Source organism: Mycobacterium sp. (genome assembly GCF_049802695.1).
GTDB lineage: Bacteria > Actinomycetota > Actinomycetes > Mycobacteriales > Mycobacteriaceae > Mycobacterium.
Genome location: NZ_JBARMY010000215.1, coordinates 1 through 3,823, shown reverse-complemented (window position 1 = coordinate 3,823; position 3,823 = coordinate 1). Strand labels below are relative to the sequence as shown.

Below are 3,823 nucleotides of genomic sequence, written 5' to 3'. Positions count from 1 at the left end.
GTGGCTGCACGACCGCGCCGAGCAGCGATACCACGAGCCAGCCGATACTGTGCTCGCCGAAATGCGACAGGCCCCGCGCCGTCGCCAGCACGCCGGGGCGGCCGGCCAGTGCGGACTGCAGGGCCACCAGCGCTGCCACCTCGCCGCCGGGCCTTTCGGACACAGATTCGGGCTTGAAGTCAGCCATCGCCCTGCACGTCGTTTCCGGGCAGCAGCACCGTCTCCCACTTCTGCTTGCTGGACAGCACCGGCAGCGCGTCGCGGTAGGTGGTGCGCAGTTCGTCGAACCGGCGCGCCAGTTCGCGTTGGCGGCGCAGTGACTGCCACAGCAGCGAGATCATCTTGGCCCGATCCCGCTGCCGGTAGACAACGCCGCGGCCGTCGGCCGTGGTGACGGTGGCGCCGTCGAGCGTGCACAGCAGGAACCACCGGGCATCCTGGGTCGGCACATTGCACTGCGGGCGTTGATGGTGTGTCGGGTCAGTCTTCTTTGCGTTGTGGATGACACCGCGTGCGAGCCGGTAACCGATGGCCAACGGGTTGACCGGCGGCTTCATCGCCCGGTGCAGCTGCGACGGTGACGGCAGCTCGCTGGCCGCCGAGAGAACTACCGCGTCCGGATACTGCTTGCGCAGGCGGTGCACGTCGGGCAGCGCCGTGGCCAGGATGGAAAAGATGTGCTCTGGACCGGCCAGGAAGTCGTCGATGGCCTTGTTCTGAATCGCCACGGTCGAATACTCGAGGCAGGCAAGGTGTTTGAGGGTGGCCTTGAGGTGGCTGCCGATCAGTCCGGAGACGTCGTCGTTGTCCCAGTGCATGGCGGCCACCACCAGCCGGTTGCGCAGGTGAAAATAGGCCTGCCAGTCGATGGCGTCGTCTTTGTCGCTCCAGGCCATGTGCCAGATCGCCGCACCCGGCAACGTCACCGTCGGGTAGCCGTTCTCCGCGGCGCGCAGCCCGTAGTCGGCGTCATCCCATTTGATAAAGAGCGGCAGCGGCTGGCCCAACTCCTCGGCGACGTGCCGCGGGATCATGCAGGTCCACCAGCCGTTGTAGTCCACGTCGATGCGCCGATGCAGCAGTTTGCTGCGCGCATTGTCGTCACTCAAAGGGTGTTTGGCGAAGTCATGGTCGTATTCGGCATGCGGCGCGGCGGTCCACATGAAGTTCTCCTGGTCCACCACCTCACCCATGATGTGCAGGTGCGACGGCTCCTGCAGGTTTAGCATCTGACCGCCCACCAGCATCGGTGTCTTGGCGAAGCGGCTCATCGCCAGCACCCGCAGGATCGTGTCGGGCTCGAGGCGGATGTCGTCGTCCATGAACAAGATCTGTTGGCAGTCGGTGTTCTTCAGCGCCTCGTACATCACCCGGCTGTAGCCACCGGATCCGCCGAGGTTGGGTTGGTCGTGGATGGAGAGCCGATTGCCCAGCGGCTCGGCGGCCGCGGCGAAGTCGGGATGGTCGCGCACCTTGGCTGTGCCCTGATCCGGCACGATGACCGCACCTACGACGTTGTCGACCAGCGCTTCTGTGGTCAGCGCGCGCAGCGCGTTGACGCAGTCCGCGGGGCGGTTGAACGTCGGGATGCCGACGGCGACATTCGCGACGCCCGGCGCCGGCACGGCGGAGTACCACCCCGCGCTACGCAGCGTGACGTCGCTGTCAGTGGTGACGTCGAACCAGATCCAGCCACCGTCCTCGAACGGCTGCAGCCCCACCTCGAACTCCACCACCGCGGGCTCGTCGGTGCTGCCGTTGAAGCCGCGGCCGTCGATATAGATCCGGGCGCCGGTGGCTTTGGTCCGGTAGACGTCGACGCGGCCGGCGCCGGTCAGCTCGGCATGCAGCACCACCGAGGTCAATGTGCTCCAGCGCCGCCAGTAGCTGGCCGGAAAAGCGTTGAAGTAACTGGCGAACGACACCTCGGACTCGGCGGCGATCTGCAGCGTGGTGCGGGTCGGCGCGTGCGCACGCCGGGCGTTGGTCGTCGACTCCTCCACGTAGAGCTTGCGCACGTCGAGCGGTTCACCCGGCCGCGGCAGGATGACACGGGCCAACAGGCTGACAGCGGATTGAGTCATGCGCGGATACCTTCGTCTAGCGCCGCCCCGTCTCGCAGATGCGGCGCGAGGGTGTTGTCATACATGTTCAGTGCGCTCGCGATGGCCATGTGCATGTCCAGGTATTGGTAGGTGCCCAGCCGCCCGCCGAACAGCACCCGCGACGACGCGGTTTCTGCTTTGGCCCTCGAGCGGTAAGCGGCCAGCAAGGCACGGTCTGCCTCGGTGTTGATCGGGTAGTAGGGCTCGTCGTCGTCGTCGGCGAAGCGCGAGTATTCGCGCATGATCACGGTCTTGTCGCCCGGGTAGTCCCGCTCAGGGTGGAAGTGGCGAAATTCGTGTATCCGGGTGTAGGGCACGTCGAGGTCGTTGTAGTTCATCACTGGGGTGCCTTGGAAATCACCGCAGTCGGTCAACACTTCGACCTCGAAATCGAGTGTGCGCCAGCCTAACCGGCCGTCGACGTAGTCGAAGTAGCGGTCCAGGGGGCCGGTGTAAACGACAGGAGCTGACCGGGACTCTCCACGCAGGTCGTCGCGCACGTCGAACCAGTCGGTGTTCAGCCGGACTTCGATGCGCTCGTCGGCGGCCATGTTCTCACACCAGGCGGTGTAGCCGTCGACCGGCAGCCCCTCGTAAGTGTCGTTGAAGTATCGGTTGTCGAAGGTGTAGCGCACCGGCAGACGGGTGATGTTGGCGGCCGGTAGTTCTTTGGGGTCGGTCTGCCATTGCTTGGCGGTGTAACCCTTGACGAACGCCTCGTAGAGCGGCCGACCGATCAGTGAGATGGCCTTCTCTTCGAGGTTCTCGGCGTGGGCGGTGTCGATCTCGGCGGCCTGCTCGGCGATCAGCCGGCGCGCCTCGTCCGGGCTGAAGTAGCGGCCGAAGAACTGCGAGACCAGGCCCAGGCCCATCGGGAATTGGTAGGCCTGCCCGTCGTGCAGCGCGAACACGCGGTGCTGGTACCCGGTGAACTCGGTGAACTGCCGCACGTAGTCCCACACCCTCTTGTTCGAGGTGTGGAACAGGTGGGCCCCGTATTTGTGCAGCTCGATTCCGGTCTGCGGCTCGATTTCGGAGTAGGCGTTGCCGCCGAGGTGCGGGCGCTTCTCGACGACGAGCACCCGCTTGCCGAGTTGGGTAGCGACGCGCTCGGCAACCGTCAGGCCGAAGAATCCGGAGCCGACGACGAAGAGGTCGAAGCGAGAAGTCATCGGTTGCCTAGGGTATCCGACCCGGCCGCCGTAACCCGCTTGGCAGCGCTGTGGAGTTCAGACCGATCGTTACAGGCCTTTGTCGCGATTGCCTCACGATTCGATATCGCCACACGAGTACCGCTAACAACATCAGTACCATCGATTTTGTAAGGCCACCGAGGTGGCGACAACCACATCCGCAGTCCAGATTGAGGAGACTTCCGTGCCGAACCGACGTCGACGCAGGCTCTCGACAGCCATGAGCGCGATCGCCGCTCTGGCCGTCACGAGTCCATTCGCTTATGTAGCCGTGTCCGGGCTGACGTCCGACATCAAGCCCGCGCCCGAGCACCGGGAATTCGTGCGGGCGGCCGTGATGGAGGATCTGCCCAATGAGCTGCTGTCCGCCCTGTCTCAGGGTCTGTCGCAGTTCGGGGTCAACCTGCCGCCCATCCCCAGCCTGACCGGGAGCTCCACTATCTCGCCGGGGCTCGCTTCGCCCGGCCTGACCGCTCCTGGCCTGACAAGCCCGGGCCTGACCGCGCCCGGCGCGCTGCCGTCGGC

2 protein-coding genes and 2 pseudogenes are annotated in these 3,823 nt (G+C 65.4%); 1 reads left to right on the top strand and 3 read right to left on the bottom strand.

Features of this window, described 5'->3' with window-relative positions:
• From WA317_RS08815 to glf, 3 genes and pseudogenes are all read right to left on the bottom strand, one after another.
• Window positions 1-187 (bottom strand): annotated as a pseudogene (locus WA317_RS08815) (phosphatase PAP2 family protein); the annotation flags it as partial.
• Entirely contained in the window at window positions 180-2,084 is a 1,905-nt protein-coding gene (locus tag WA317_RS08810) for a glycosyltransferase (RefSeq protein ID WP_425172667.1), read from the bottom strand. The gene WA317_RS08810 and the pseudogene WA317_RS08815, both read right to left, overlap by 8 nt.
• Window positions 2,081-3,277, bottom strand: a complete 1,197-nt coding sequence (glf, locus tag WA317_RS08805) for a UDP-galactopyranose mutase (RefSeq protein WP_425172666.1) — start codon at window positions 3,275-3,277, stop codon at window positions 2,081-2,083. The genes WA317_RS08810 and glf overlap by 4 nt, the downstream gene beginning before the upstream one ends.
• Window positions 3,278-3,482: 205 nt before the next feature.
• Here glf and WA317_RS08800 point away from each other — a divergent pair.
• Window positions 3,483-3,823, top strand: a pseudogene (locus WA317_RS08800) (hypothetical protein); the annotation flags it as partial.

What these genes read in the sequence shown, in the direction of transcription:
- glf (WP_425172666.1), bottom strand. Translation starts at nt 3,277, where the DNA reads ATGACTTCTCGCTTCGACCTCTTCGTCGTCGGCTCCGGATTCTTCGGC.
- WA317_RS08810 (WP_425172667.1), bottom strand. Translation starts at nt 2,084, where the DNA reads ATGACTCAATCCGCTGTCAGCCTGTTGGCCCGTGTCATCCTGCCGCGG.